Source organism: Arthrobacter sp. R-11, assembly GCF_049913155.1.
GTDB lineage: Bacteria > Actinomycetota > Actinomycetes > Actinomycetales > Micrococcaceae > Arthrobacter.
This window is the reverse complement of sequence record NZ_CP183979.1, coordinates 2,438,342-2,464,292: the sequence shown is the minus strand read 5'-3', so window position 1 is coordinate 2,464,292 and position 25,951 is coordinate 2,438,342. Positions and strand designations below refer to the sequence as shown.

At 66.9% G+C, this 25,951-nt stretch carries 23 protein-coding genes; 18 read left to right on the top strand and 5 right to left on the bottom strand.

What is annotated here, in order from left to right:
• Positions 1 to 33: 33 nt before the first annotated feature.
• Together ACN9M4_RS11090 and ACN9M4_RS11085 are read right to left on the bottom strand one after the other, a co-directional pair.
• Positions 34 to 1,485 carry a DUF349 domain-containing protein gene (locus tag ACN9M4_RS11090; protein WP_426297844.1) on the bottom strand — a complete coding sequence of 484 codons (1,452 nt, stop codon included), beginning with the start codon at positions 1,483 to 1,485 and terminating at the stop codon, positions 34 to 36.
• A 64-nt stretch (positions 1,486 to 1,549) separates the two neighbouring features.
• Complete coding sequence (locus ACN9M4_RS11085; protein WP_426297842.1) at positions 1,550 to 2,347, bottom strand: peptidylprolyl isomerase; 798 nt, start codon at positions 2,345 to 2,347, stop codon at positions 1,550 to 1,552.
• Between the two features lie 206 nt (positions 2,348 to 2,553).
• Between ACN9M4_RS11085 and hisS the strand changes: the two genes are divergently transcribed.
• The 4 genes from hisS to ACN9M4_RS11065 all read left to right on the top strand — a co-directional run bounded on the left by hisS (position 2,554) and on the right by ACN9M4_RS11065 (position 7,917).
• Positions 2,554 to 3,897 carry a histidine--tRNA ligase gene (gene hisS, locus ACN9M4_RS11080; RefSeq protein WP_426297840.1) on the top strand — a complete coding sequence of 448 codons (1,344 nt, stop codon included), beginning with the start codon at positions 2,554 to 2,556 and terminating at the stop codon, positions 3,895 to 3,897.
• A 16-nt stretch (positions 3,898 to 3,913) separates the two neighbouring features.
• Entirely contained in the window at positions 3,914 to 5,188 is a 1,275-nt protein-coding gene (locus ACN9M4_RS11075; protein WP_426297838.1) for an APC family permease, read from the top strand.
• A gap of 91 nt (positions 5,189 to 5,279) precedes the next feature.
• Positions 5,280 to 7,061, top strand: coding sequence for an aspartate--tRNA ligase (gene aspS / locus ACN9M4_RS11070; RefSeq protein ID WP_426297836.1), 1,782 nt, complete (start codon positions 5,280 to 5,282; stop codon positions 7,059 to 7,061).
• A gap of 88 nt (positions 7,062 to 7,149) precedes the next feature.
• On the top strand, positions 7,150 to 7,917 hold the full coding sequence (locus tag ACN9M4_RS11065; protein ID WP_426303452.1) for a GNAT family N-acetyltransferase: 768 nt from the start codon (positions 7,150 to 7,152) through the stop codon (positions 7,915 to 7,917).
• A gap of 25 nt (positions 7,918 to 7,942) precedes the next feature.
• Here the strand turns inward: ACN9M4_RS11065 and ACN9M4_RS11060 are convergent, their stop codons facing one another.
• On the bottom strand, positions 7,943 to 10,237 hold the full coding sequence (locus ACN9M4_RS11060) for a WD40/YVTN/BNR-like repeat-containing protein (RefSeq protein WP_426297834.1): 2,295 nt from the start codon (positions 10,235 to 10,237) through the stop codon (positions 7,943 to 7,945).
• A 119-nt stretch (positions 10,238 to 10,356) separates the two neighbouring features.
• Positions 10,357 to 11,016, bottom strand: a complete 660-nt coding sequence (locus ACN9M4_RS11055; protein ID WP_426297832.1) for an acVLRF1 family peptidyl-tRNA hydrolase — start codon at positions 11,014 to 11,016, stop codon at positions 10,357 to 10,359.
• Positions 11,017 to 11,059: 43 nt separating this feature from the next.
• On the opposite strand from ACN9M4_RS11055, the gene ACN9M4_RS11050 reads away from it, so the two are divergent.
• From ACN9M4_RS11050 to nusB, 14 genes are all read left to right on the top strand, one after another.
• The gene (locus ACN9M4_RS11050) at positions 11,060 to 12,505 is read left to right on the top strand and encodes a replication-associated recombination protein A (RefSeq protein ID WP_426297830.1); all 1,446 of its coding nucleotides are present in this window, start codon (positions 11,060 to 11,062) and stop codon (positions 12,503 to 12,505) included.
• Between the two features lie 231 nt (positions 12,506 to 12,736).
• On the top strand, positions 12,737 to 13,363 hold the full coding sequence (gene rpsD, locus ACN9M4_RS11045) for a 30S ribosomal protein S4 (RefSeq protein ID WP_426297828.1): 627 nt from the start codon (positions 12,737 to 12,739) through the stop codon (positions 13,361 to 13,363).
• Between the two features lie 146 nt (positions 13,364 to 13,509).
• Positions 13,510 to 13,884 carry a DUF948 domain-containing protein gene (locus ACN9M4_RS11040; RefSeq protein ID WP_426297826.1) on the top strand — a complete coding sequence of 125 codons (375 nt, stop codon included), beginning with the start codon at positions 13,510 to 13,512 and terminating at the stop codon, positions 13,882 to 13,884.
• Positions 13,885 to 13,924: 40 nt separating this feature from the next.
• On the top strand, positions 13,925 to 14,137 hold the full coding sequence (locus ACN9M4_RS11035) for a hypothetical protein (protein WP_426303451.1): 213 nt from the start codon (positions 13,925 to 13,927) through the stop codon (positions 14,135 to 14,137).
• A gap of 109 nt (positions 14,138 to 14,246) precedes the next feature.
• Positions 14,247 to 16,925 carry an alanine--tRNA ligase gene (alaS, locus tag ACN9M4_RS11030; protein ID WP_426297824.1) on the top strand — a complete coding sequence of 893 codons (2,679 nt, stop codon included), beginning with the start codon at positions 14,247 to 14,249 and terminating at the stop codon, positions 16,923 to 16,925.
• A gap of 11 nt (positions 16,926 to 16,936) precedes the next feature.
• Positions 16,937 to 17,542, top strand: a complete 606-nt coding sequence (gene ruvX, locus ACN9M4_RS11025; protein ID WP_426303450.1) for a Holliday junction resolvase RuvX — start codon at positions 16,937 to 16,939, stop codon at positions 17,540 to 17,542.
• Complete coding sequence (gene mltG / locus ACN9M4_RS11020; RefSeq protein WP_426297822.1) at positions 17,523 to 19,205, top strand: endolytic transglycosylase MltG; 1,683 nt, start codon at positions 17,523 to 17,525, stop codon at positions 19,203 to 19,205. Before ruvX ends, mltG begins: the two co-directional genes overlap by 20 nt.
• Positions 19,202 to 20,059, top strand: a complete 858-nt coding sequence (locus ACN9M4_RS11015) for a shikimate dehydrogenase (RefSeq protein WP_426297820.1) — start codon at positions 19,202 to 19,204, stop codon at positions 20,057 to 20,059. Before mltG ends, ACN9M4_RS11015 begins: the two co-directional genes overlap by 4 nt.
• Positions 20,060 to 20,085: 26 nt before the next feature.
• Positions 20,086 to 21,285, top strand: coding sequence for a chorismate synthase (gene aroC / locus ACN9M4_RS11010; RefSeq protein WP_426297818.1), 1,200 nt, complete (start codon positions 20,086 to 20,088; stop codon positions 21,283 to 21,285).
• Positions 21,286 to 21,332: 47 nt separating this feature from the next.
• Positions 21,333 to 21,851: a shikimate kinase gene (locus tag ACN9M4_RS11005; protein WP_426297816.1), complete on the top strand. Its 519-nt coding sequence runs from the start codon at positions 21,333 to 21,335 to the stop codon at positions 21,849 to 21,851.
• A complete protein-coding gene (gene aroB / locus ACN9M4_RS11000; RefSeq protein WP_426297814.1) occupies positions 21,848 to 22,939 on the top strand; it encodes a 3-dehydroquinate synthase in 1,092 nt (363 codons plus the stop codon). Before ACN9M4_RS11005 ends, aroB begins: the two co-directional genes overlap by 4 nt.
• Entirely contained in the window at positions 22,936 to 23,457 is a 522-nt protein-coding gene (locus tag ACN9M4_RS10995) for a tetratricopeptide repeat protein (protein ID WP_426297812.1), read from the top strand. Before aroB ends, ACN9M4_RS10995 begins: the two co-directional genes overlap by 4 nt.
• 160 nt (positions 23,458 to 23,617) lie before the next feature.
• Positions 23,618 to 24,181 carry an elongation factor P gene (gene efp / locus ACN9M4_RS10990; RefSeq protein WP_074591477.1) on the top strand — a complete coding sequence of 188 codons (564 nt, stop codon included), beginning with the start codon at positions 23,618 to 23,620 and terminating at the stop codon, positions 24,179 to 24,181.
• Complete coding sequence (gene nusB / locus ACN9M4_RS10985; protein WP_426297810.1) at positions 24,181 to 24,591, top strand: transcription antitermination factor NusB; 411 nt, start codon at positions 24,181 to 24,183, stop codon at positions 24,589 to 24,591. Before efp ends, nusB begins: the two co-directional genes overlap by 1 nt.
• Before the next feature lie 81 nt (positions 24,592 to 24,672).
• On the opposite strand, the gene ACN9M4_RS10980 is transcribed toward nusB, so the two are convergent.
• Positions 24,673 to 25,926: a PrsW family intramembrane metalloprotease gene (locus ACN9M4_RS10980; RefSeq protein WP_426297808.1), complete on the bottom strand. Its 1,254-nt coding sequence runs from the start codon at positions 25,924 to 25,926 to the stop codon at positions 24,673 to 24,675.
• Positions 25,927 to 25,951 lie beyond the last annotated feature (25 nt).

Below are 25,951 nucleotides of genomic sequence, written 5' to 3'. Positions count from 1 at the left end.
CGAAGCGGTACGGTGATCAGGCGGTTCGGGGCCTTAGCCGAGGTCGCTGGCCGAGCGCTGGATCTGGTCGAGCCAGGCTTGGCGGGCCTCAAGCGCTTCGCGGGCTTCCTTGATGCCGCGGGCGTCCCCGGACTTCTCAGCCTTGGCCAGATCTTCCTGCAATCCGGCAATGGCGGCTTCAAGCTGGGCCAGGGCGCTGTTGGTGCGTGCCTTGGTCTCCGGGTTGCTTCGGCGCCACTTGTCGTCCTCAGCGTCGCGCACGGCGTCTTCCACCTTGCGGAGGCCCGCTTCGATGCGGCCCATGTCTGCGCGCGGAACCTTGCCGGCCTCGTCCCAGCGATCACGGATGGACTGCAGGGCCTTCTTGGCCGCGGCCAGGTCGGAGATCGGCAGCAGGGCCTGTGCCTCGGCGATCAGTTCTTCCTTGACCACGAGGTTCGCCGCGTACTGCTGGTCGATTTCCTCATTGGCGGCCTGGCGCTTGCTGAAGAAGACGTCCTGGGCGGCGCGGAAGCGGAGCCAGAGGGCGTCGTCGTCCTTCCGGCTGGCGCGCGGAGTGGCTTTCCACTGGTCCATCAGGCGGCGGTATTCGCCTGCGGTGTAGCCCCAGTCAGTCGAATCGGACAGCGCCTCGGCCTCTGCTATCAGCTTCTCCTTGGCCACCTTGGCTGCGGAGTTGGTGCTGTCCAGCTGGGAGAAGTAGGCGCGACGGTGGCGGTCGAACAAGGTGCGGGCTGCACGGAACCGCTTCCACAGGGCATCTTCGTTGCTGCGGCCGAGGCGGATGCCGTTCTTCTGGGCCGTCTTCCAGCTTTCGAAAAGCTCATTCATGCGGGCGCTGGACGTCTTCCACTGCACCTGGGCCGGGTCCTGGCCGGAAATGGCCTCCGCTTCCGCGACGATGGCTTCGCGGGCGGCGAGTTCAGCCGTGCGGGCGGCCTCGTGCGCCGCCTTCTCGGACTGTTCGAGCTCGGCGATCTGCGCAGTCAGGGTGTCGAGCCGCGCCTCTGCGGAGCGGATGTCGCCCACCATGTTGCGTTCGGCAAGCTGCTCGCGCAGGTGGTTCACGGTCTTCTGCATGTCCGTGGCCGGGGCCTTGGATTCGACGCGGTGTTCCAGCAGCACGACCTGTGCCAGGATGTCCTCGAACTTCCGCGCGAAGTAGCCCAGGGCCTCTTCGCGGCTCACTCCGGGGTACTGGCCCACCGGCTGTTCCACGCCGTCGATGGTCAGGAAGACGTGGCCGTCCTCCTCGGCACGGCCCCACTTGGAAGCCTCTGCCAGCGAAACGGCGGACGGCGCGGGAGCGGGTGCCGCGGGGATGACGCTCGGCGCGGCCTTCGGGCGGGCTGCAAACGCCGCCGGGGAGGGGGCGGCCGGACGCGGAGCCTCGGAGGCTTCGGGCGCTGGCGTTTCCGTGGCGGGGAGCTGCTCTGCTTCGTTGGCCGTTACTGCAGTTTCGTCGGATTGCTGACTGTGTGTCACCGCTAAAAGTCTTTCGCTTGGAGGGATTACTAAGGTAACGCGCCGCGCGGCGTGGCCCGGCTGTTTACTTCAGGGAAAACGAGTCTATCGTGACTGTTGCCACAGGGGCGCCGTCTGTCCCGGATCCGCCGGCCTTGACCCCCGCCTTGGCGATCTTCGCCACGGCGTCCAGTCCGCTGGTCACCTTGCCCACGATCGTGTAGCCGCCGGCGCCGTCCGCCGGAATGACGGTGTCTTTGTAGACGATGAAGAACTGGTGCCCGTTCCCGTACGCGTTGTCACCGCTGCGTGCCACGGCGATGGTGCCGGCCGGGTATTTGTTGTCCGCCGGGGTGTTTTCCAGGGGGCCCCAGCGGTAGCCGCTGTCGTCACCGGTGTCCGTGGGCTTGGTGCCGCCGCATTGCAGTACCGCGAAGCTGCTGCCGGTGGTGACCCGCGGGCAGAACAGGCCCTTGTAATAGCCGGAGTCGGCCAGGGACTTGAAGACGGCGGCGGCCTGCGGGGCCTTTTTGCCGTCCAGCGAAACACCTACGGTGGCGCCGTTGAGCTTGAGTTCGCCGGTGAAGGTCTTGCCGGCCGCCGTTTCCGGCTTGGGGATGTCCGGTCCGTTCGACGGCGATGGGCTTGCCGTCGGCGACTTCAGCCCGGCCTGCGCTGCGGCGTATTCGGCTTCCGTCGGATTGGAGTTGAACACGGTGAGCTGGAGGACGACGGCGGCAGCCAGGAAGGCGGCACCGCCGGCGGCCGCGACAATGTTGTCAAGGCGGCGGCGTTTGCCTTGCTCTTGCCGCAGCTCGCGCTTGGCCTCCATCTGCCGGATGCGCCGTTTGGCTTCACGGGTCTCGCGCGGCCTTGTTGCCAAGAGTCCTCCTGCTTGTCTGGACAGCTTCCATTCACGGCGGCCCGCCCGGGCCCGCCGCATTGGATGTGCGGGCACCGGGAAGCATAAACTGGCTGCCGCACATAGTTTATGCATGACTGACTGGACGCAGGCAGGACACGGCTGCCGATTCGGCGCCGGTCCCGGTCCGTCCCGCTGCGCGCAACCTTTGAGGAGAAAATTCCACCATGGCACGTACCGCCTCCCTGTCCGGATTCCCCGAGTGGCTTCCCCAGGAGCGGTTGGTGGAGCTGCACGTGCTCGACACCCTGCGCCGCGTCTTCGAACTCCACGGCTTTTCGTCCATTGAGACCCGTGCCGTCGAAACGGTCGGCCAGCTGCTGCGCAAGGGCGAGATCGATAAAGAGGTCTACGGGCTCAGCCGCCTCCAGGAGGACGAAGAGGAATCGAGGGCCGCCAAGGGCGACCACCACTCCCTTGCGCTGCACTTCGACCTGACGGTGCCGTTCGCCCGCTACGTCGTCGAGAACGCCGGTTACCTGACCTTCCCGTTCCGCCGCTACCAGATCCAGAAGGTCTGGCGCGGTGAACGCCCGCAGGAAGGCCGCGCCCGCGAGTTCACCCAGGCGGACATCGACATCGTCGGCGACGGCGAACTGCCCTTCCGCTATGACGTCGAGATCGCGCTGGTGATTGCCGAAGCCCTGAGTGTCCTGCCGATCCCGGACTTCCGTCTGCGGGTCAACAACCGCAAACTGGCCGAGGGCTTCTACCTGGGCATCGGCCTCGAAGACACCGCCGGGGTGCTGCGCAGCATCGACAAGCTCGAGAAGATCGGCGCAGAGAAGGTCGCCGAACTCCTCAAGAGCGAACTCGGCGCCAGCGACGAACAGGCCCGACTCGCCCTCAGCCTTGCGAAGATCCGCACCGAAGACACCTCGTTCGTGGAACAGGTCCGTGCCCTCGGCGTAAGCCACGAGCTGCTCGAGGAAGGCCTCAGCGAACTCGAACAGGTCATTGAGGCCGCCGTGCAGCGCGCTCCGGGCAAGGTGCTCGCGGACCTCAGCATCGCCCGCGGCCTGGACTACTACACCGGCACCGTCGTCGAGACCGTGCTGGTCGGCCACGAGCAGCTGGGCTCCATCTGCTCCGGCGGCCGCTACGACGCCCTCGCCCGCAAGGGCAACCGCACGTTCCCGGGCGTCGGCCTGTCCATCGGCGTAACGCGGCTGGTGTCCCGGATCCTCAGCCAGGAATTCGCGACGGCGTCCCGTTCGGTCCCGACCGCCGTGCTGGTGGCGTTGAACAACGACGACAGCTGGGCGGGCGCCCAGGATGTTGCCGCGCAGCTGCGGGCGCGCGGGATTTCCACCGAGGTCGCCGCCAAGGCCGAGAAGTTCGGCAAGCAGATCAAGTTCGCGGACCGCCGCGGCATCCCCTTCGTCTGGTTCACCGACGACGACGGCAAGCACCAGGTCAAGGACATCCGCAGCGGCGAACAGACCGACGCGGACCCGGCCAGCTGGTCGCCGCCGGCCGAGGACCTCAACGTCCGCATCACCACCGCCTGACGACGGGGCAGCGGCGATGGCAAGCAACGCCGGCGGTACGCTCGCCCGGCGCCTCGGCACCGCCGACGCCGTGACGATCGGGCTGGGGTCGATGATCGGTGCCGGCGTGTTCGCCGCCTTCACCCCGGCCGCCCGATCCGCGGGCGCCGGCCTGCTCCTCGGTCTGTTGATCGCAGCCTTCGTTGCGTATTGCAATGCCACCTCGTCGGCCCAGCTTGCCGCCGCCTACCCGTCCTCCGGCGGCACCTACTTGTACGGCCGGAAGCAACTGGGGGAGTGGCCCGGCTTCCTGGCCGGGTGGGGCTTCGTGATCGGCAAGACGGCGAGCAGCGCAGCCATGGCCCTCACCTTCGCCGCGTATCTCGCACCTGCAGGCTGGGAACGGCCCCTTGCCATAGCCGCGGTGCTGGGCCTGGCCGCGGTCAACTACCGCGGCGTCACCCGGACGGCCCGGCTCGCACGGATCATCGTGGCCGCAGTGCTTCTGGTGCTGTTGCTGCTCGTGGCCGCGTGCTTTGCCGGCGCGGCATCCGGCGCGGGTTTTGGCAGGATGTTCGACGGCGGACTGCTCGCCGGAGGCTGGTACGGGATCCTGCAGTCGGCGGGCCTGCTGTTCTTCGCTTTCGCCGGCTACGCCCGGATCGCGACGATGGGCGAGGAAGTCATCCGGCCGGAGCGCACCATTCCCCGGGCGATAACCGCTTCGCTGGGCATCACGGTGCTGGTCTATGCAGCCGTCGCCACGGGCATCCTTGCCGCGCTCGGACCCGGGGGAGTAGCCGGCACTGCCACGCCCCTGGCTGCCGCCGTGGCCACCGGTCCCTGGACCTGGCTTGTTCCGTTCGTGTCCATCGCAGCTACACTCGCGGCCCTGGGTGCGTTGCTGGCACTGATCGCCGGCATCGGCCGGACAACCCTGGCCATGGCACGGGACGCCGAACTGCCCGGCTGGCTCAGCGCCGTGCACCCGCGCTTCAAGGTTCCGCACCGGGCAGAGGTGGCCCTCGCCGTCGTCGTCTGCCTGGTGATCGCGGTGGCGGACCTGCGCGGGGCGATTGGGTTCTCCTCTTTCGGGGTCCTGCTCTATTACCTGGTGGCGAACCTTGCCGCCTTCACGCAAAAGGCGGAGCAGCGGCGCTATCCGAAGGCCCTCCAGGTGCTGGGCGCGCTGGCGTGCCTGTTGCTCGTGGCGACCCTTCCGCCGTCGTCCCTCCTTGCCGGGGTGGCGGTATTCGCGGTCGGGATTGTGTACCGGCTCGTGCGGCTGCGCCTGGCTGCCGCCCGGTCCTGAGCCCGGTGGCGGATGTCCCGCATCCGGGCGGGTAAACTCAGACGGGATCGTTTCGCCACGATCGGCCAAAATTCATGCTGAAAGGAATGCTGTGCTGCGCACACATGACCTCGGATCGCTGCGTTCCGAGCACATTGGACAGACCGTTACCCTGGCAGGCTGGGTGGGCCGCCGCCGTGACCACGGCGGTGTGGCCTTCGTCGACCTGCGTGACGCTTCCGGTGTCGCCCAGGTGGTTGTCCGCGAGGAAGAGGTCTTCCACGGGCTCCGCAACGAGTACGTGCTGCAGGTCATCGGCACCGTGAACAAGCGCCCCGAAGGCAACGAGAACCCGGCCCTGGCCACCGGCGAGATCGAGGTCATCGCCGAAAAAGTCGTGATCCTCAACACCTCGGACCCGCTGCCCTTCCAGATCGACGAGCACGTCGAGGTCGGCGAGGAGGCCCGCCTCAAGCACCGCTACCTGGACCTGCGCCGGCCGGGCCCCGCCCGCAACCTGCGCCTGCGTTCGGAAGCGAACCGTGTTGCCCGCGAACTGCTGCACCAGCAGGGTTACGTGGAGATCGAAACCCCCACCCTGACGCGTTCGACGCCGGAAGGCGCCCGCGACTTCGTGGTCCCCGCCCGTCTGGCGCCGGGTTCCTGGTACGCACTGCCGCAGTCCCCGCAGCTTTTCAAGCAGCTGCTGCAGGTGGGCGGCTTCGAGAAGTACTACCAGATCGCCCGCTGCTACCGCGACGAGGACTTCCGTGCTGACCGCCAGCCGGAGTTCACCCAGCTGGACATCGAGGCGAGCTTCGTTGAGCAGGACGACATCATCGAACTCGGCGAAGCCCTGATCAAGGTGCTGTGGCAGCTTATCGACGTCGAGGTCCCCACTCCGATCCGCCGCATGACCTACCTCGAGGCGATGGCCAAGTACGGTTCCGACAAGCCGGACCTGCGCTTCGGCCTCGAACTGACGGAGCTGACCGAATTCTTCAAGGACACCAACTTCGGCGTCTTCAAGGCGCCCTATGTCGGTGCCGTCGTCATGCCCGGCGGCGCCTCGCAGCCGCGCCGCACCCTGGACGCCTGGCAGGAATGGGCCAAGCAGCGCGGCGCGAAGGGCCTGGCCTACGTCCTGTATAAGGAAGACGGTGAGCTTGCCGGCCCGGTGGCGAAGAACCTGACCGACACCGAGCGCGCCGGCCTGGCCGACGCCGTTGGCGCCAAGCCCGGCGACTGCATCTTCTTCGCAGCCGGCGAAACGTCCCCGTCGCGTGCCCTGCTCGGCGCGGCACGCGTGGAGATCGGCCACCGCACCGGCCTGATCGATCCCAAGGACTGGGCCTTCGTGTGGATTGTCGACGCACCGATGTTCGAGTCTGCAGCCCAGGCCACGGCGTCCGGTGATGTTGCCTTGGGTTACTCAGCTTGGACGGCCGTTCACCACGCCTTCACCTCGCCGAAACCGGAGTTCCTGGACACCTTCGACCAGAACCCCGAAGCGGCGTTGGCGTACGCCTACGACATCGTGTGCAACGGCAACGAGATCGGCGGCGGATCGATCCGTATCCACCAGAGCGACGTCCAGGAACGCGTCTTCAAGGTCATGGGCATCAGCCACGAAGAAGCACAGGAGAAGTTCGGCTTCCTGCTGGAGGGCTTCAAGTACGGTGCGCCCCCGCACGGCGGCATGGCCCTCGGCTGGGACCGCGTGGTCTCGCTGCTGGCGGGCGTGGACTCGATCCGCGACGTCATCGCGTTCCCGAAGTCGGGCGGCGGCTTCGATCCGCTGACCGCCGCGCCTGCGCCCATCACGGCCCAGCAGCGCAAGGAAGCCGGCGTGGACTTCAAGCCCGAAGCCAAGCCGGCACCCAAGTCGGAATAACGAACATCCCAAGGCTCCCCGCTCCGCGTCCTGCGGGCCGGGGAGCTTTGGCTTTCAGCGGGAGGGCCAGTTGGCGCAGGACGTGACTGTGGCGGAAGCCGGGCTGATCGAAGAACTCATGGACAGGGCCTGGCCCGCTCCTGACCGGGAAGAACTCTCCGGCTGGGTGATGCGCGCCGCGGGCGGGGTGACCCAGCGCGCAAATTCGGTGTGGCCGCGCGGCACGGCCGCCGATCCCGCCTCCCTGAGCGCCGCGACGCTCTGGTACCGCCGCCGGCGGCTGCCGCTGATCTTCCAGGTGTTCGACGATCCGCGGACCGCGGAGCTGAACGCCCTGCTCGATGCCGGACGCTTCACCCGGCAATCGGAAACCCTCGTCATGACCCGCGGATCGGAAGGAATCCCTTCCGGGACCGTGGACGGTGTCGAAATCTCCACCACGCCCTCCGATGACTGGCTGAGCCTCTGGTGGTCGGTGGACGGCCGCGGCGGAGACGCGGAACGGGAGATAGCGCGTGGGATCCTCGCCGGCTGTCCCTCGTTTTACGCCCTGCTGAGGGACGACGACGGCGTGCCGGCCGCCGTCGGGCGCCTCGCCCTGCCGACGGGTACGGCGGGTTGGGGCGGGCTTTACTGCATGGGGACCGAGCGGGAACACCGCCGCCAGGGGTTCGCCCGGCGCATCCTTGACGCCCTCCTGTCTGCCGGCATCGATCGCGGCGCAATGAACTTCTGGCTCATGGTGACTGCCGGCAACGCCGCGGCGCAGGCCTTGTACGCCGGGGCGGGATTCGTTGAGCATGGGCGGTACCTGTACCGTCAAGCACCGCTGCAGCGCACTCCGAGCGGTTGCTGACTCCGCGGTTGCTGACAGCAGGCGATCAACGCGGCACGTCAACTGTGAAGGCGAACTGCTTGCGTTTTCCCGCCTCCCCGGCGAAGCCGCTGAGGAGGAGCTTGCCGTTGTGGATCACGGCCGCGTTGATGTCCAGGTTTTCGCCGGTGAGCGCGTCGTGCCTGAGGTCCTTTGTCTCGAAGGCCTTGCCGTCCGGGCTTGTGTAGAGGAAAGGCTTGCGGTCCTGTGTCGTCCCGGTCGTTCCAACGACCGCGAAGCCGTCGCCGTCGCGCAGCAGGTGGATCGAGCCGTAACTGGCCTCGCCGAAGGCTTCGGTCAGTTCGGTGCCGGACGCCCAGGTCTTGCCTTGGTCTACGCTCTTGTAGAGGACGTAGCGGCTTCCCTTGCCTTCCTGCTCCGCGTAGACCAGCGCCACGGTCGCCTTCGGGCCGGCTGCGAGGGCGAGGACCTCTGAATCCATGTAGTCCTTCACCTTGGCCAATGCCACCGGGGTCCATGCCTTCGCGTCCGTGGAACGCCAGACCACCGGCGCGTTCTTGATGTCCTTTTCCATGAAGCCACCGGCGAGAAGTGCCTTGCCGGGGGTTTCGGCGAGGGCGTAGATGGCGCGGTCGTTGTCAGGCTTTCCGGCGAAGGAGCGCACGTCGATGCGTTTCCAGTTCCGGCCGTCCGTGGAAATCGCGAGGCCCGCACTCGTAACGGAACGGTCCTCCTCAGTCCGGGTACCGGACGCCAGGAAGCCGCGTGATGTTGCCGTCGCCGCAGTCACAGGGGTGCCGCCCCGCAAGGTTCGTGAACCAAAAAGGTCACCGCTGTAGCTCTGCCAAGAACCACCCGGCGTGCGGGTCCACACCAGGCCCTTGGTGCTGTTCCACGCATCTTCAGCGCCGAAAGCGACGGCGCCGAATGGATTGCTGCGGAATGCGGTCAGCGATTGGCGGGGTTCCAAGGTGAGGCGGGTCCGATCCTTAAAGCTCTTTCCGTCGTCCGCTGTCCAGAGGCTGGTTTCCCTGCCGTTTGATCCGAGGGCGAGAACCTTTTCGCCGTCCGCGACGAACTGCGACACAGCGGGCCCGTCGGGTACAACCGCCGGGATTTCCGGAGTGCGGTCCTCCGCGTTTCCCTTGCTGTCAAGGAGGACTAGCCGTGGCCGGGTGCTGCCGTTCTCGGATACGCTGCTGGCCAACAAAACGCCGTTGGGGAGCACTGCCGCATCCCTGAGATAGTTGTACTGGTCTTTGGCTGCCGCAGGAAGATGCAGTGCTTTCCAGTCCGGCGTGGGACTGCGTTCGTAGAGCCGGTAATCGGCCAATATGCCGGAACCGGTCTCGGTGAGCAGCAGCTGCTTGACCGGGGTGCCGGTCAGTTCATGGATCGAAGGGAAATCTTCCTTGCCGTCCGCCCAGGAGGAGTCAATCGCGAGGCTCCATTTGCCGCCGGGAGTCCAGCTGGCGTTGAGCCCGTTCGCCGTCTTCTGGCCCTCACTGGACCGGTAGCTGTAGTAGAAGCTGGGCGAATAGCCGAAGCCGACAAAGCGGAACGCCTTCCCGTCCCAATGCACGTCGCGGAAACCGCTGTTCCCCGGCGCTACGTTGAAACTGTCAGGACTGATGTTCTTCCAATTCAGCCCGCCGTCGTTCGACGAATAGGCCGCGGCCCGGACCACGTTGGAGCCTGATTCCTCCTGCTGGCCGGCCAAAATGGTTGTGGTGCCATTGCCAGCGAAGGCAAAAAGGTGGAGGCCCGGGTCGGCGGGGATGCCCTTTGCCGCCGCTGCTTTCCACCCCCCGTCATCACCGCGGCGGTGGATGAGGAAGCCCTTGTCCCGCTTCGTGACCACGGTCCAGGCGTTGTTGGACCAGAGGGCTTCCGCCCCGTCGAAACGGTTGTCGAAGGTAATACCCGGTCCCGTACTGGTGAAGTTCCTGCCATCCTGGCTCAGGTAAGGCATGAGACGGTTGTTTTCCATGGCCAGCGCAAACCACTGACCGCCGCCTCTGAGCATCCTGTACGGCGCGAAATCCGGGTGCCTGCCGTTGAAGCGTGCTTCCTCCCAGGTCTTGCCCCCATCCGGCGAATGGCCCACGAACGTCCGGTGGCCGCCGGCATCGCTGCCGGAGGCGCTCAGCAGCACTTCCGCCCCGTCATTGACGAGATCAGTGACCTCAATCCGCACGAAAGGTCTCTTCGCCGCCTCCGAGTCCATGCCAGTGGTGTTGAACTCCAAACGGTCCTGCTGGAAGATCCCGCCGCCGGTGCAGCCCGAGAGGGCTAGGGCAAGGACGGCCGCCGCGGTAACAAGGCGTCGCGTGGTCTTCATGTGTTCCCCCGAAAATCCGTGGGGACCTCCGGCCCCCGGCTTCTCAGGAGTCTAGGCAGCAGGACGCATGGTTCGCGCGGGGGAGCGGCCCGCTTGTGGATAACTCCTCGGAATTGCCGCTACGCGGGGTCGGTCACCAGGATCCGGAGGGAGCAAGCATCGCGTGCCGCCTGCTTGAGCACCGCGGCATTGGGGTCCGGCACCGCCATGAAGGGCAGTCGGCTCCGTTGTCCATGGCCGCGCAGCACCGGATCAGCAAGTACGGCGGAGGCGAGGGCAGCATCCCCGCCGGGCAGGAGGTATTCCACGGCATGGCCCGCGAAAACACTGGCAGTATGTGCGGCCGCAGCGGATATGAGCGCTTGTGCCTGGTTCTCCCGGCGCCGGGCAAAGCGTTGCTGGGAACTGCCCCCGGCCGAGGAACGGGACTGTACATATCGGCTGCCGGTCTTGGACGACAGAAGCTTCCCTCCGCTTGCGACGCCCACCGCGAACCCGCCGCGCCGCACCAGGACGAGGCCGATCTTCCGCTCCTGGGAGGCAAGGGAGATCAGCCGCTGCACGCCGTCCGCCCCGCGACCGGGCCGCCCGTCGTCGGGCCAGGGCGCCTGCAACAGGGCGGTGGCGCCGTCGGACGCCCGAAGCAGCAGTCCGCCCGCGTCCGGTTCTTCCTGGACATTGCCGTGGCTGGCGGCGAAACGCTCCACCCAGCCGGCGAGCCTTGCCGCGGGAACGATCGCGGTCCGGGAGGGTGCCGCCTTCGATCGGGCGCTGTCCATCGCGATGCCTCCTTCGCCGGAATCCATGAGTAGCCTAGTCGGTGTGGAAGATCTCTTTGGTTCAGGCGCCGACAGCGTGGACGACACCGGCAGCCGCTACACGGACCAGGACACGGGCGACAGCGGCAGGCAGGCTCCGCCGCTGGCCGTCCGCATGCGCCCGAAGAACCTCGACGAAGTGGTCGGCCAGCAGCACCTGCTGGGGCAGGGCTCGCCGCTGCGCCAGCTCGCCGCCGGCGCCGAAGCCGCAGGCCCGGCCGGTCCCAGTTCCGTGCTGCTCTGGGGTCCGCCGGGCACCGGCAAGACCACGCTCGCGCATGTCATCGCCCGCGGCCCGGGCCGGAAGTTCGTGGAGCTTTCCGCGATCACGGCCGGTGTCCGGGACGTCCGCCGGGTCATGGACGAGGCCCTGACGGCGCGGGACCTGTATAAGACCACCACGGTCCTTTTCCTCGACGAGATCCACCGCTTCAATAAGGCCCAGCAGGACGCGCTGCTGCCCGGCGTCGAGAACCGCTGGGTGGTGCTGGTGGCCGCCACCACCGAGAACCCCTCATTCTCCGTGGTGTCCCCGCTGCTGTCGCGGTCGCTGCTGCTGACCCTGAAGCCGCTCACCGACCAGGACATCGAGGGACTCCTGCTGCGCGCCGTCAACGACCCGCGCGGCCTCGGCGGGACCGTGGAGCTGAGCCCGGAGGCGCTCGAACACCTTGTCCGGCTTTCGGCCGGGGATGCCCGCCGGGCCCTGACGGCGCTTGAGGCGGCCGCCGGCGTCGCCTTCGGTGACCGGCACGACCATCCGGAAAAGGCCGACGACGGCGGCAGCGCGGCGGGTGCCGATGCAGGCTCCGTTCTCGTCGTCGAACTCCGGCACACCGAACGTGCGCTGGATTCCGCGGCGGTGCGCTATGACCGCGCGGGAGACCAGCACTACGACGTCGCCAGCGCGTTCATCAAGTCCATCAGGGGCTCGGACGTCGACGCCGCGCTGCATTACCTCGCACGGATGCTGGAAGCCGGCGAGGACCCGCGCTTCATTGCCCGCCGCATCGTGATCTCCGCGGCCGAAGACATCGGAATGGCGGACCCGACGGCGCTGCAGACAGCGGTCGCGGCAGCACAGGCTGTCCAGCTCATCGGCATGCCCGAAGGCCGGATCATCCTCGCAGAAGCGGTGGTCCACCTGGCCACCGCGCCCAAGTCCAATGCCGCCTATGTGGGCATCGGGCAGGCGATTGCCGATGTCCGGGCGGGCCTCGGCAGCGGGATCCCGATGCATCTGCGTGACGCCCACTACCAGGGCGCCAAGGGTCTCGGGCACGGCCAGGGCTATAAGTACGCCCATGATGCCCCGCACGGTGTGGCCACCCAGCAGTACCCGCCGGACGACCTGGTGGGCAAGGACTACTACAACCCCACCGCGAACGGCGCCGAGCGGGAGATCGCGCCCAGGCTTGAGCGCCTGCGCCGGATCATCCGGGGAGAGTAGGAACGTCCCGCGGGGAAAGCAGGCGCATCCCGCCCCGAGCGGACGCGGACGCCCTTGCCGCGGGGATGCTAGGATGGATGTTTGTCTGGCATGGTCCGGGCACAACCTCCTTCGAAGATATCTTTGACGGTGCTGTGCCGCGGAGCAGTAGCAAAAGGCAGCGGTTGGCCGATGCTCTCCCACATGGAGGCCAGTTACATCAACACACCGCAGTAATTTGGAAGGACACAAGTGGCTAACAACACTCGTGCTCGCCGGACCGCACGCCTTTCGCGTTCGCTCGGCATCGCCCTGACTCCCAAGGCCGCCAAGTACATGGAGCGCCGTCCCTACGGTCCCGGTGAACACGGTCGCGCCCGCAAGAAGCAGGACTCCGACTACGCCGTTCGTCTGCGCGAAAAGCAGCGTCTGCGCGCCCAGTACGGCATCCGCGAAGCCCAGATGACCCGTGCCTTCGAAGAAGCACGTCGCACCAAGGGCCTGACCGGTGAAAACCTGATCGAACTGCTCGAAATGCGTCTTGACGCCCTCGTGCTGCGCGCCGGTTTCGCCCGTACCATCGCCCAGGCCCGCCAGCTGGTTGTGCACCGCCACATCCTGGTTGACGGCGTCCGCGTGGACCGCCCGTCGTTCCGCGTTTCCGAAGGCCAGCTCGTCCACGTCCACAGCCGCAGCGAAACCATGGCCCCGTTCCAGGTTGCTGCAGCAGGTGCGCACCGCGACGTTCTGCCGGCTGTCCCGGCTTACCTGGACGTCAAGCTTGACGCCCTCCAGGCCCGCCTGGTCCGCCGCCCGAAGCGCTCCGAGGTCCCCGTGACCTGCGAAGAGCAGCTCGTCGTCGAATTCTACGCACGCTAAATTCCAGCGAACGTATACAAAGAAGCCCGTGGCACGCGCCGCGGGCTTCTTTGTATGTAAGGTACTTGGGGGGAGAACAGCAGGACAGCCGCGGGATTTTCCGCAGCAGGCCCGCCAAACACGCAAACGCAAGGAGATGAGAGAACATGACTGGTGGCGATATCGCAGGACTGATCGCAGCCGGGGTTTTCGCCCTCCTTGTCCTACTGCTGGCGGTGCCGATCCTCAAGCTCGGACGGGTTTTCGATGAAGTCCGCACCTCCATCCGAAGCATCAGCGACGGGGCCACCCCGCTGATGGACGAAGTGACGGCCACCGTTTCCACCACCAACCAGCAGCTGAAGAAGGTCGACGGCATCGCCTCGAACGTCTCGGATGCCTCGGCCAACATCGCGGCCCTTTCTTCCCTGGTCGCAGCCACTCTTGGCTCACCGCTCATCAAAGTCGCCGCCTTCAGCTACGGCGTCCGCTCCGCGTTTACCGCCCGCCGCAAGCCCTCGTCGGGCCGCCGCAGCCGCTGAAGCCCAGTAAGTCAGGAAAACCGTGAAAAGAATCGTCTGGATGGGAATCGGGGTCGCGATCGGTGTGATCGCGTTCCGGAAGATCAGTGAAGCGAAGGACGGCCTCGGCCCCGAAGGGCTCAACCGCGCGGTGGCCAAGCTGGCCGACGGCATATACGACTTCGCGGATGCAGTGCGGGCAGGAATGGGCGAACGGGAGAACGAACTCCGGGCCGCGCTCGGCCTGGACGACGACGGCGCCGCCCGCCGCTAGCCACTGCGGTTCGCCCTACCGCCAACAACAGGGCAGAATTGGAAGCTGCGGGAATGGCGTCTGCCGCCCGCGCATTGAGTCAGGTTTCAGAAGGGTAAGTAATCAGCTAATGAAGTCGCAGGAGATCACCAAGCGCTGGGTGGACTTTTTTGTCAGCAAGGGCCACACCGCTGTCCCCTCGGCGTCGCTCGTGTCCAGCGACCCCTCGCTGCTTTTCACGGTGGCCGGCATGGTGCCCTTCATCCCGTACCTGACCGCGCGCGAAGAGCCCGCTTTCACGCGTGCCACAAGCGTCCAGAAGTGCATCCGCACCGGCGACATCGAAGAGGTGGGCAAGACCGCCCGCCACGGCACCTTCTTCCAGATGTGCGGCAACTTCTCCTTCGGCGACTACTTCAAGGAAGACGCCATCAAGTTTGCTTTCGAGCTGCTCACCAAGAGCGTTGACGACGGCGGTTACGGCCTGCCCGCGGAGCGGCTCTGGGTGACGGTCTATGAAGAGGACGACGAAGCCAAGGAACTGTGGCTGAAGAATACCGCTATCCCGGCTGAGCGTATCCAGCGCATGGGCAAGGCGGACAACTACTGGTCCACCGGCCAGCCGGGCCCGGCCGGGCCCTGCTCGGAGATCTACTATGACCGCGGACCCGCCTACGGTGTGGAGGGCGGCCCGATTGCCGATGAAACCCGCTACATCGAAATCTGGAACCTGGTCTTCATGCAGTACCAGATCGAGAACGTGCGTTCCAAGGTGGACTTCGACATCGTGGGCGAACTGCCGAAGAAGAACATCGACACCGGCCTTGGCATGGAACGCCTTGCCATGATCCTGCAGGGCGTCGAAAACATGTACGAGACCGACCAGGTCCGTCCTGTCATCGACAAGGCCGCAGAGCTTTCCGGCAAGGAATACACTTCCGCCGAGTCCGACGACGATCCCCACCACGCCGACGATGTCCGCATGCGCGTCGTGGCCGACCACATCCGTTCGGCCCTCATGCTGATCTCCGACGGCGTGGTCCCCTCCAACGAGGGCCGCGGCTACGTGCTGCGCCGCCTTATCCGCCGCGCCGTCCGCGCCATGCGCCTCCTCGGCGTCGAAAAGGCCTGCCTGCCCGATCTCCTCCCCGCCTCGCGTGACGCCATGAAGGGTGTCTACCCGGTGGTGGAGACCGACTTCGAGCGCATCAGCCGCATCGCCTACGCCGAGGAACGGGCCTTCCTGCGCACCATCGCATCGGGCACGGCCCGCCTCGAGGAAGCCGTCGTGGCCTCCAAGGCCGCCGGTACCCCGCTCTCCGGCGAGGACGCCTTCACCCTGCATGACACCTACGGCTTCCCGATCGACCTCACCCTCGAAATGGCCGAAGAAGCCGGGCTCAAGGTCGACGAGGCCGGCTTCCGCGGCCTCATGCTGGAGCAGCGCCAGCGCGCCCAGGCCGATGCCAAGGCCAAGAAGGGCGGCCACGCCGACGTCGCCGCATTCCAGGAACTCCTGGCCGAGGGCGCGACCGTCTTCACCGGCTACGGCGAACTGGAAAGCGAGTCACGCGTCCGCGGCATCGTCAGCGGCGGCAAGCGGCTCAGCCACGCCTCCACCGGCGACGAGATCGAACTTGTCCTCACCGAGACCCCGTTCTACGCCGAGGCCGGCGGTCAGTCCGCGGACCAGGGCCTCATCACCGGCGACGGCTTCGTCGTCGAGGTCCTCGATGTGCAGCGCCCGATCAAGGGCCTGAGCGTGCACAAGGCGATCGTCCGCGAAGGCGAGATCGCCGAATCCTCGCTGGTGCGCGCCGCCGTCGACCGCGAACGCCGCCACGCGGCCGAGCAGGCCCACACGGGCACGCACATCGTGCACGCAGCCCTGCACCAGATCCTCGGCCCGGAGGCCACCCAGCGTGGTTCCTTCAACAAGGCCGGCTACCTGCGCTTCGACTTCGCCTGGGGCGAGGGCCTCAGCCCGGCCACGAAGTCCGAGATCGAGGAAGTCTCGAACATCGCGATCCGCAACAACTTCACTGTGGACACCAAGGTCATGGGTCTGGCCGAGGCCAAGGCGCTTGGCGCCATGGCCCTGTTCGGCGAAAACTACGGAAGCGAAGTGCGGGTCGTCGAGATTGACGGCGCCTGGTCCCGCGAACTCTGCGGCGGCACGCACGTGGCCAACACCTCGCTGATCGGCAGCCTGTCGCTGCTGGGCGAGCAGTCCGTGGGGTCCGGAAACCGCCGTGTGGAGGCTTTCGTGGGGCTCGACGCCTTCCGCCACCTCGCCGCCGAGCGTGCCCTGGTCACCGAACTGACCGAAATGCTCAAAGTGCCGTCCGGCCAGCTCGCCGAACGGATCTCGGCCACCCTGAACAAGCTCAAGGCCACCGAGAAGGAACTTGACCGCCTCCGCAAGGAGCAGCTCGCCGCGCAGGCCGCGAACCTGCTCGCCAGCGCCCGGGACGCCGGCGGCGTGCGTGTCATCGCCCACGACGCCGGCCAGGTCGGGGGAGCGGATGACCTCCGCGGCCTCGCGATGGACCTGCGGAACCGCCTCGGCTCCGAAGCATCAACCGTCGCAGTGGCAGGTGTCAGCAACGAGCGGCCGGTCATCATCGTGGCCACCAACGAAGCCGCCCGCGGCGCCGGCGTAAAGGCCGGTGCCTTGGTGCGCGTGGCCGCCGGGATCCTCGGCGGCGGCGGTGGCGGCAAGGACGACGTCGCCCAGGGCGGCGGCACGGACGCGTCCAAGATCGGGGCCGCCCTCTCCGCCGTCGTGGACGCGATCACCGCTCGGTGATCCCGGACTCCATGCCGGACAACGGTACTTACCCCCGGGGCGTCAAGCTGGGGGTCGACGTCGGAACCGTCCGGGTCGGGCTTTCGGCCTGCGACCCGGACGGCATCCTGGCCACTCCGATCAGGACGTTGAGCCGGGACGAGAAGAAGAATTCCGACGTCGGAGTCATCGTCAAGCAGGCGGCCGAACGCGGTGCCGTGCAGATCTTCGTCGGCCTTCCCCGCACCTTGAAAGGCCAGGAAGGCCCGTCCGCCCGGATGGCCGCCGACTATGCTTTACTGCTTGCTGCGGCCTTGGGGCGGGCCGGTTTGGATGTTCCCGTCAACCTCATCGACGAGCGCCTCAGCACGGTTTCGGCGCACCGGAGCCTGCACGAAGCTGGATTGAGCAGCAAGGAGCACCGTAAAGTGGTGGATCAGCTTGCTGCGGCCGGAATCCTGCAGCACGCCATCGAGATGCAGAAATCCAGGGGCCAGGATGTCGGCAGGCGCGTGTTAGCGCCCGCACCGGCCGAGGAGTCTGCGCAGCCCGGGGGAGGCAGCGCGGACGGGTCCGGTCCAGCAAGTGAGACAGATTCCCAACGAGCGGAAGGCAATCGTGAGCCCGGTCAATCATGACCCCTCCGGTGAAACACCCGAGCCCGCCGGACGTCCCCTGACGCGCCGGGAACTGCGTGCCAGGGAGCGCTTCCTGGAAACCCAGCAGCAATTGCTGGTTCCCCTCCCTGCCCCGGTTCCGGCTGTTTCCCATGCCCCGGCTCCGGAGGTTCCCGAAACCGCCGGCCCTCCGGCCCCGCTCGGGCACCAGGAGGTCCCCGCGTACGCCGGACACGGCGCACACGCGGCGCTGCCGGAGTACGTGGTGCCTGCCGTGGAGGACGAAGCTGTTGTGCACGCGGAGCCCGTTGCGCACGCGGAGCCTGTTGTGGACGCGGAGCCTGTTGTGCACGCGGAGCCTGTTGTGCACGCGAAGCCCGTTGACGTGCCCGTTGGCCAGGACCACCACCCTGCCTCCCACGGCCACGAAGGCCACGAGTTTCATTCGGCCGAGGAACTTCACGCGGGGCATCCGGCATACGCGGTGGAAGTCCCGCAGCACGGCCATTACGACGAGGCACACCACCAGGTCGCCGGGTACGTGGACCTCCACGAGGAGGTCCACCACGACGGCCACGAGCCGCACCCTGTCCTGGCCGCCGTCGACGCCTATCCCCAGCCTTCCAAGAAGGTCCGCCGCCGTCGTCGCGGCCTGGCGTTGTTCCTGACCTTCGCGGTCTTCGTCGCGGCTGTGGCCCTTGGTGCCCAACTCCTCAAACCCTTGCTGGGCATGGACAGGGTGAAGGATTATCCCGGACCGGGAACCGGTTCGGTTTCGGTCACGGTGATGCCCGGCGCCGGGCCGAAGCAGGTCGCCGACCAGCTGCAGAGCGAAGGCGTAGTGGCCGATTCCAGCACATTCCTAGACGCGTTCTCGGCTTCCGGCGGCGAACTTTCGCCCGGCGAGTTCACTTTCCGCAAGGAAATGAAGAACTCGGACGCCGTTGCCGTGCTGGTGAACAACGAGGCGGGGAAGGTCATCTACTTCGCCCTGAACGCAGGCCTGCGTATCGGCGAGTCCCTCGATGCCATTTCGAAGGGCTCGGGAATCCCGCTGGACCAACTCAAGGCACTCAGCGACAGCCCGGCGCAGTTCGGCGTACCCGCCAAGGCGAAGAACCTCGAAGGCTTCCTGGCCCCGGGCGAGTACCGCTTCCCGCTGGGCACCAGCGCCAAGGACATCCTGCAGAAGCTCGTCACGGGAACCATGGACGAACTCAAGGCGCAGGGGATCACCGATCCCACCAAGCAGTACCAGACCATCATCGTGGCAAGCATCGTGCAGGCCGAAGGCGGCCAGGCCGACTACCGGAACGTCGCCGGTGCCATCTACAACAGGCTCAAGCCCAGCAACAAGGAAACGAACGGCCTGATCCAGTCCGACGCCACGGTGACTTACGGTCTGGGCACCAAGACCTTCCACCTGACGGACGAACAGAAGGCGGACAAAGGCAACCCGTACAACACCTACGCCATCGCCGGCCTGCCGGTCGGTCCGATCGGTTCACCGGGGAAGACCGCCATCGACGCCGCTGCCAAGCCGGCGGCGAACAACTACCTGTACTGGGTGACCATCAATCTGGACACCAAGGAAACGAAGTTCTCCAGCACGCTGGCCGAGCACAACAAGTACGTCGCCCAGTACACGGCATGGTGCACCGCCAACCCGGGGCGGTGCGTATGAGCCGCCGCGCCGCGGTGCTCGGGCACCCTATCGGCCACTCCAAATCCCCGGCCCTGCACCGCGCCGCCTACGCGCAGCTCGGTGCGGACATCAGCTACACGGCGATCGACGTGACCGCCGAGCAACTGCCGGAGTTCATGGCCGGCGTCGCCGTGCAGCCGGAATGGTGTGGCCTGTCCGTGACCATGCCGCTGAAGGCGGCGATGGTTGCCGAAGTGGACGAGGTCCGGGGGGCCGGAGCGCACCTTGGCGTGATCAACACCGTGGCTTTCGAGGACGACGGCGGGGCGCCCCGCCGCATCGGTTACAACACCGACATCGCCGGCATTGTCCGGGCCGTCGGTTATGCGGGCGTTGCCGAGCGGCCCGACGCCGTCGTGCTGGGCGGCGGCGGAACCTCCGCCGCGGCGATCGCCGCGCTCCGCGAGCTTGGCTGCGACAGCGCCCGGGTCTACGTGCGCGACGCCGTACGGGCGGGTGAAGCGGTCAAGGCCGCCGACGCCGTCGGGCTCGCCGTCGAGCTGCTCCCCATGGACGATGCCGCCGAAGGCATCGTCGGGGCAGGACTGGTGATCTCCACCCTGCCGCCGCGGGCAGCCGACGGAATCGCGGACGCACTGTCCTCGATGGGCAGCGGCGGAGGCGGCGGCGTGCTGCTCGACGTCGCTTATGACCCCTGGCCCAGCCGGATTGCCGAAGAATGGCAGCGGCGCGGGGGAGCAGTGGTCCCGGGCCTGGAGATGCTCCTGTACCAGGCCGTGGAGCAGATCAGGCTGTTCAGCGGTCGTAGTGTCGGCGACGAAGTCATAGATGTGATGTGCGACTCAGTCGGGCTTCCCCGACGGGTCTACTAACCCCCTTACATGGCAGGATTGGATATATGTTGCGTTGGTTGACTGCCGGAGAATCCCATGGACCGGCACTGCTCGGAATTGTTGAAGGCGTCCCCGCCGGTGTGGAACTTGCCAGTGATGACCTGCGCGAGGCGCTGGCCCGCCGCCGCCTCGGCTACGGTCGTGGCGCCCGCATGAAGTTCGAGCAGGACGAAGTCAGCATCCTCGGCGGTGTCCGCCATGGGGTCACCCAGGGCGGGCCGGTGGCGATCCAGATCGGCAACACCGAGTGGCCCAAGTGGGAGCAGATCATGTCCGCCGATCCGGTGGACCCGGAGCTCCTTGCCGACCAGGCACGCAACGCTCCGCTGACCCGGCCACGCCCCGGCCATGCCGATTTCACCGGCATGCAGAAGTACGGTTTTGACGAGGCACGTCCCGTCCTGGAGCGCGCAAGCGCCCGCGAAACGGCCACGCGTGTTGCCCTCGGCACGGTCGCCGCCCGTTTCCTCAAGCAGCTCGGCGTCGAGCTCGTCAGCCACACCGTGTCCATCGCGAGCGTCTCGGTTCCCGAAGGCAGGTCGCTGCCGCTGCCCTCCGACGTCCTGGCCCTGGATGCGGACCCGCTGCGTTGTTTCGACCGTGAAACCTCCGACGCCATGGTGGCCGAGGTGGACGCGGCGCACAAGGAAGGCGAAACGCTCGGCGGCGTCGTCGAGGTCCTCGCATACGGCCTGCCGCCCGGACTCGGAAGCTACGTCCACTGGGACCGCCGCCTGGACGCACGGCTCGCCGCCGCCCTGATGGGCATCCAGGCCATCAAGGGCGTGGAAGTCGGCGACGGTTTCCGGACCGCAGCCCGCCGCGGATCGGCTGCCCACGACGAGATCGTCCGCGACGAGGACGGCCGCATCATCCGCAAGACCAACCGCGCCGGCGGCATCGAAGGTGGCATGAGCATCGGCGAGGTGCTGCGTGTCCGCGCCGCCATGAAGCCGATCGCCACGGTGCCGCGCGCCCTGAAGACCATCGATGTGCGCACCGGCGAACCCGCCAAGGCCCACCACCAGCGCTCGGACGTCTGTGCCGTCCCCGCCGCCGGCGTCGTCGCCGAAGCGATGGTGGCCCTGGTGCTGGCCGAAGCCGTCACCGAAAAGTTCGGCGGAGACTCCGTTGCCGAGACCGCCCGCAACCTGAAGGCCTACCTGGAGAACATCCCGGCAACCCTGGACACGGTCGGCAACTAGTGGTTGGTGGTATTTCCGGTGCCGGTGCCCGGGCCGTGATTGTGCTGATGGGTCCGATGGCGGTCGGCAAGTCCGTCATCGGCCAGCAGCTCGCACAGCACCTTGGCCTGCCGTTCATCGACACCGATGCAGTCGTCGTCGAGCAGCACGGCGCGATCGCAGATATCTTCGCCGGCCGCGGGGAGCACGCCTTCCGCGAAATCGAGGCACGCACGGTGGCCCGCGCCGTTGAGGATTCCCGAAAGGGCGGCGCCGTCATTTCGCTCGGCGGCGGCGCGGTCCTCGACTCGGGGACCCAGCAGCTGCTGGGCGGCTGCACCGCCGTCTACCTTGAGTGCGACGCCGATACCGTCGCCGAACGCATCGCCCGGAGCAGCGGCAGGCCGCTGCTCGCCGGCGACGCCATGGCCCGCTGGCAGACCCTGTTCGACGCCAGGAAACCGGTCTACACCCGCTTGGCCGACATCACCATCGACGTCCGCAGCGGCACGGTCCCGGAGATCGCGCTGCGGGTGGAGGAAGCCCTGCAAAGCTTCATGGCCTTGAAAGAGGAAGTTCAACAATGAGCACTGAATCAACAACCATCAAGGTCACCGGACAGGCTGCCACCGACAATTACGACGTCGTAATCGGGCGCGGCCTGCTGTCTTCCCTTCCGGCAACCCTGGGGGAGCGGGTCAAGCGTGTCCTGGTGATCCACCCGCGGGCGCTGCGCCTCACCGGCGATGCCGTGCGCGCCGAACTCGATGCCGCGGGCTTCACCGCCGTCACGGCTGAAATCCCGGACGCCGAAGAAGGCAAGCACATCCAGGTGGCTGCGTTCTGCTGGCAGGTGCTGGGCCAGAACGACTTCACGCGTTCCGATGCGGTGGTGTCCGTGGGCGGCGGAGCCGTGACCGACCTCGCTGGCTTCGTGGCGGCGACCTGGCTGCGCGGCGTGAAGGTGGTGCACATGCCCACCAGCCTGCTCGGCATGGTGGACGCATCGGTGGGTGGGAAGACCGGCATCAACACGGCCGAGGGCAAGAACCTGGTGGGCTCCTTCCACCCGCCGGCCGCGGTCCTTGCCGATCTCGACACCCTTCGCACGCTGCCGAAGAACGAATTGGTCTCAGGCATGGCGGAGGTCATCAAATGCGGGTTCATTGCCGATCCCGCCATCCTGGACCTGATCGAGAACAAGGGCTCCGAAGCCGTGGACCCCGAGTCCGACGTCCTTCGTGAACTCATCGAGCGCGCCATCGCGGTCAAGGCCAAGGTCGTCTCCGAGGACCTCAAGGAATCGGGCCTCCGGGAAATCCTCAACTACGGCCACACCCTGGGCCACGCCATCGAACTCGTGGAGCGCTACTCCTGGCGCCACGGCGCCGCCGTGTCGGTGGGCATGATGTTCGCCGCAGAACTCTCCCGCAGCGTCGGGCGGCTTTCCGACGCCGACGCCGACCGGCACCGCAGCATCCTCGAGGGGCTCGGGCTTCCGGTCACCTACCGGAAGGACCGCTGGCAGGGCCTGCTCGACGGGATGCGCCGGGACAAGAAATCCCGCGGAGACCTCCTGCGTTTCGTGGTCCTTGACGGTATCGCCAAGCCCGGCATCCTCGACGTGCCGGACACCTCCCTGCTGTTTGCCGCCTACCAGGAAATCGCATCATGACACTGACAACCCCGGAAGGCATTACGGACTGGCCCACAGCCGGGTTCCCCGGTGTCCGCGTCAACCCCGACACCCTGCTGCCGCACGTCGTCAACGAAGACGCCTTGGAGGCAGCCCTTGCCGAATCCGCGGACCCCGCCGACCGCATCATGGCCCTGCTGCTGGAAGGCCGCTTCGGCGACGCCGCAGAGGAACTGGCGGAGGCACGCTGCAACGACCCGGAGTCCTTCAAGCTGCGGATCTACGAAGCGGAACTGCACCGCGCCACGAACCGCTACGACCGTGCCGTGCAGCTTTTCCGGCAGCTTCTCGCCGAAGTGCACGGCACCGGCCGCGAACCGCTGGTCCACCAGTTCCTGGGCCGGGCGTACTTCGTGGCCGGCAACGCGGCTGCCGCCGCCGAATCGTTCTCCAAGGCGCTGGACCTGCGGGTCGCCCAGTCCGCGGACGCGTCCCTGATCTACTCCTCGGCCGTTGCGCTGCAGCGTGCCCGGAACGTGCTCGAACTCACCTCCTGAGCGTGCCAGCGGGCCCCCGGACGGAAACAGCTCGACATTGCCGCTAGAATGGTTCTGGACTTTTTAACGAAGTACGGGATTTTTGACAAATCAGCGCTGGCGGCCTGTATGGCAAGCCTGGCGGGCATAGCGGTCTGCGCGAGAAACCAAGAGGATACGAGTGGCTACCACAAACGACATCAAGAACGGAACCGTCCTGAAGCTTGAGGGCAACCTCTGGAACGTCATCGAGTTCCAGCACGTCAAGCCGGGCAAGGGCGGCGCCTTCGTCCGCACCAAGATGCGCAACATTCTCTCCGGCAAGGTGGTCGACAAGACCTTCAACGCCGGCGCCAAGATCGAGACCGCCACGGTTGACCGCCGCGACTACACCTACCTGTACCAGGACGGTGCCGACTACGTCTTCATGGACGTCCAGGACTACGACCAGCTGACCGTTTCCGGCGAGGTCGTCGGCGACGCCAAGAACTTCATGCTGGAGAACCAGCAGGTGCTGATCGCCATGCACGAAGGTGCCCCGCTGTACCTGGAACTGCCGCCGAGCGTTGTCCTCGAAATCACCTACACCGAGCCGGGCCTGCAGGGCGACCGCTCCTCCGCGGGCACCAAGCCCGCCACCGTGGAGACCGGCTACGAGATCCAGGTTCCGCTGTTCCTCGAGCAGGGCACCAAGGTCAAGGTCGACACCCGCGACGGCAGCTACCTGGGCCGGGTCAACGACTAGTGAGCGCCCGTGGCAAGGCCCGTACCAGGGCTCTCGAAGTGCTCTTCGAGGCGGAACAGCGCTCCGCCCCGGCGCTTGAGGTCCTCAGGGCCCGGCGCGAAAAGACCGACCTGATCGTCAACCCCTACACGTTGGACATCGTGGAGGGTGTGCTGGCCAAGCAGGCGACCATCGATGAGTTCCTCCAGACCTATGCCCAGGGCTGGACCCTTGAGCGCATGCCTTCGGTGGACCGCATCATCCTGCGGATTGGTGCCTGGGAGTTGCTCTACAACGAGGACGTCCCCGACGGCGTCGCTGTCAGTGAAGCGGTGGCCCTGGCGAAGACCATGTCCACCGATGAGTCCCCGGCATTCATCAACGGACTCCTCGGCCGGCTCCAGAAGCTGAAGCCTTCGCTGCTGGCCTAGTGTCCGCAGCCTAAAGGAGGTGGGCATCCCCGAGGGGATGCCCACCTCCTTTAGCGTTTCCAAGAGCCGCCTGGGTGGTGGTCAGCCCAGCACCGCGGCGCGCAGGCCGGGAACGTCGCCCAGTTGGCGGCGCTCGTCCGCCTGGTGCTGATGGACGTCGCGACCGCTCAGGATTCGCTGCCGGGTGCAGGCAAGGGCAGTGGCCGCCTTCACGAAGCGCCGCATCGCCGCCTCCCGGCCCCGGCTCTGCGCCCAGCGGATGGCCTGCCGCCTGCCGCGCGCCGTGGCAAGCATGTCGACCTCCACCGGGGAGAACCAACCTGCCCGGGCGTATTCGATCAGTCGCTGCCGCGTCAGCTTGCTCTCGGCGACCCGCAGCAGGATGATCCCGACGGCGGCGGCAAGGAAGATCGGCACCTGTACCAGGACGTACTGGACCAGGAAGTCCGCCCCCATGCTGTTCCAGCGGTTGTGCAGGAACATCGCCGGAAGCAGGCCCAGGAAGAAGGCAAGCACCGAGTATCCGGTGTGCCATTTCCGGGCCGCGAAGCCCATGATGAGGCCGGTGGTGCCGGTGAAGATGGCATGCGCGAACGGCGACATGATCCCGCGCAGGATGAAAATCCGCACCAGGTCCGTCCCCGGGTCCGTGGAGTCGGCGATCTCCCGGCCGAAGTAGAGGATGTTCTCCGTGAACGCGAAGCCGCCGGCGATCGTGAAGGCGAACACCACGCCGTCCACCGGGCCATCGAAGTACTTCCGCGCGGCCAGCAGCAGGAGCAAGAGGCCCAATGACTTAGTGAACTCCTCCACGATCGGCGCCTCCACGGTGGCCATGAAGAGGCGGAAGTCGGCCTCGCTCGTCCGGGGCGCGGCGACGGCGAAAAGGGGCTGGATCAGCAGGGTCCCGGCGATAGACACTGCCGCGCCCCAGGTGAACGCGAACGCCAGCAGCCGTTTGGGTTCTGGTTCCCATCGGTCGATGAAGGAGACGGTCAGCAGTACTGTCGAGAGCGGCAGCAGGGACGCTATGAAACCGATCCCAAAGCCGGCAACGCCGGTGTTTCCGAGCAGGAACGGCACGATCAGCAGGAGACTGGCAAAGGCCAGGATTCCACCCGTGAGCAGCAGCGGCATTGTCCCGGTGGTCCGGCGTTGCGCGGGAGGCAGGGGCGGTAGCCAGGGATGGCCCGGCGCCTCCGCCGGAGTGCCGGGGGCTGGCCGGTAGTTGCGCGGGTCGACGCGGCCGAACCACGTCGGATTGGCGCCTGCCTCCATGAGTGCGCGGGGGTCCGGCTGCGGACCACCGTAGTGCCCGGGGCGGTTCATTGTCATGGGCATGAGCCTATTTGCCATGGCC

Bases quoted from the DNA above. Each gene is read 5' to 3' on its own strand.
- ACN9M4_RS11015 (WP_426297820.1), top strand. From the start codon at position 19,202: ATGAGCCGCCGCGCCGCGGTGCTCGGGCACCCTATCGGCCACTCCAAA.
- alaS (WP_426297824.1), top strand. From the start codon at position 14,247: ATGAAGTCGCAGGAGATCACCAAGCGCTGGGTGGACTTTTTTGTCAGC.
- aroB (WP_426297814.1), top strand. From the start codon at position 21,848: ATGAGCACTGAATCAACAACCATCAAGGTCACCGGACAGGCTGCCACC.
- ACN9M4_RS11035 (WP_426303451.1), top strand. From the start codon at position 13,925: ATGGGAATCGGGGTCGCGATCGGTGTGATCGCGTTCCGGAAGATCAGT.
- ACN9M4_RS11005 (WP_426297816.1), top strand. From the start codon at position 21,333: ATGGGTCCGATGGCGGTCGGCAAGTCCGTCATCGGCCAGCAGCTCGCA.
- ACN9M4_RS10980 (WP_426297808.1), bottom strand. From the start codon at position 25,926: ATGACAATGAACCGCCCCGGGCACTACGGTGGTCCGCAGCCGGACCCC.
- ACN9M4_RS11040 (WP_426297826.1), top strand. From the start codon at position 13,510: ATGACTGGTGGCGATATCGCAGGACTGATCGCAGCCGGGGTTTTCGCC.
- hisS (WP_426297840.1), top strand. From the start codon at position 2,554: ATGGCACGTACCGCCTCCCTGTCCGGATTCCCCGAGTGGCTTCCCCAG.
- ACN9M4_RS11055 (WP_426297832.1), bottom strand. From the start codon at position 11,016: ATGGACAGCGCCCGATCGAAGGCGGCACCCTCCCGGACCGCGATCGTT.
- ACN9M4_RS10995 (WP_426297812.1), top strand. From the start codon at position 22,936: ATGACACTGACAACCCCGGAAGGCATTACGGACTGGCCCACAGCCGGG.
- ruvX (WP_426303450.1), top strand. From the start codon at position 16,937: ATGCCGGACAACGGTACTTACCCCCGGGGCGTCAAGCTGGGGGTCGAC.
- ACN9M4_RS11075 (WP_426297838.1), top strand. From the start codon at position 3,914: ATGGCAAGCAACGCCGGCGGTACGCTCGCCCGGCGCCTCGGCACCGCC.
- ACN9M4_RS11060 (WP_426297834.1), bottom strand. From the start codon at position 10,237: ATGAAGACCACGCGACGCCTTGTTACCGCGGCGGCCGTCCTTGCCCTA.
- aroC (WP_426297818.1), top strand. From the start codon at position 20,086: ATGTTGCGTTGGTTGACTGCCGGAGAATCCCATGGACCGGCACTGCTC.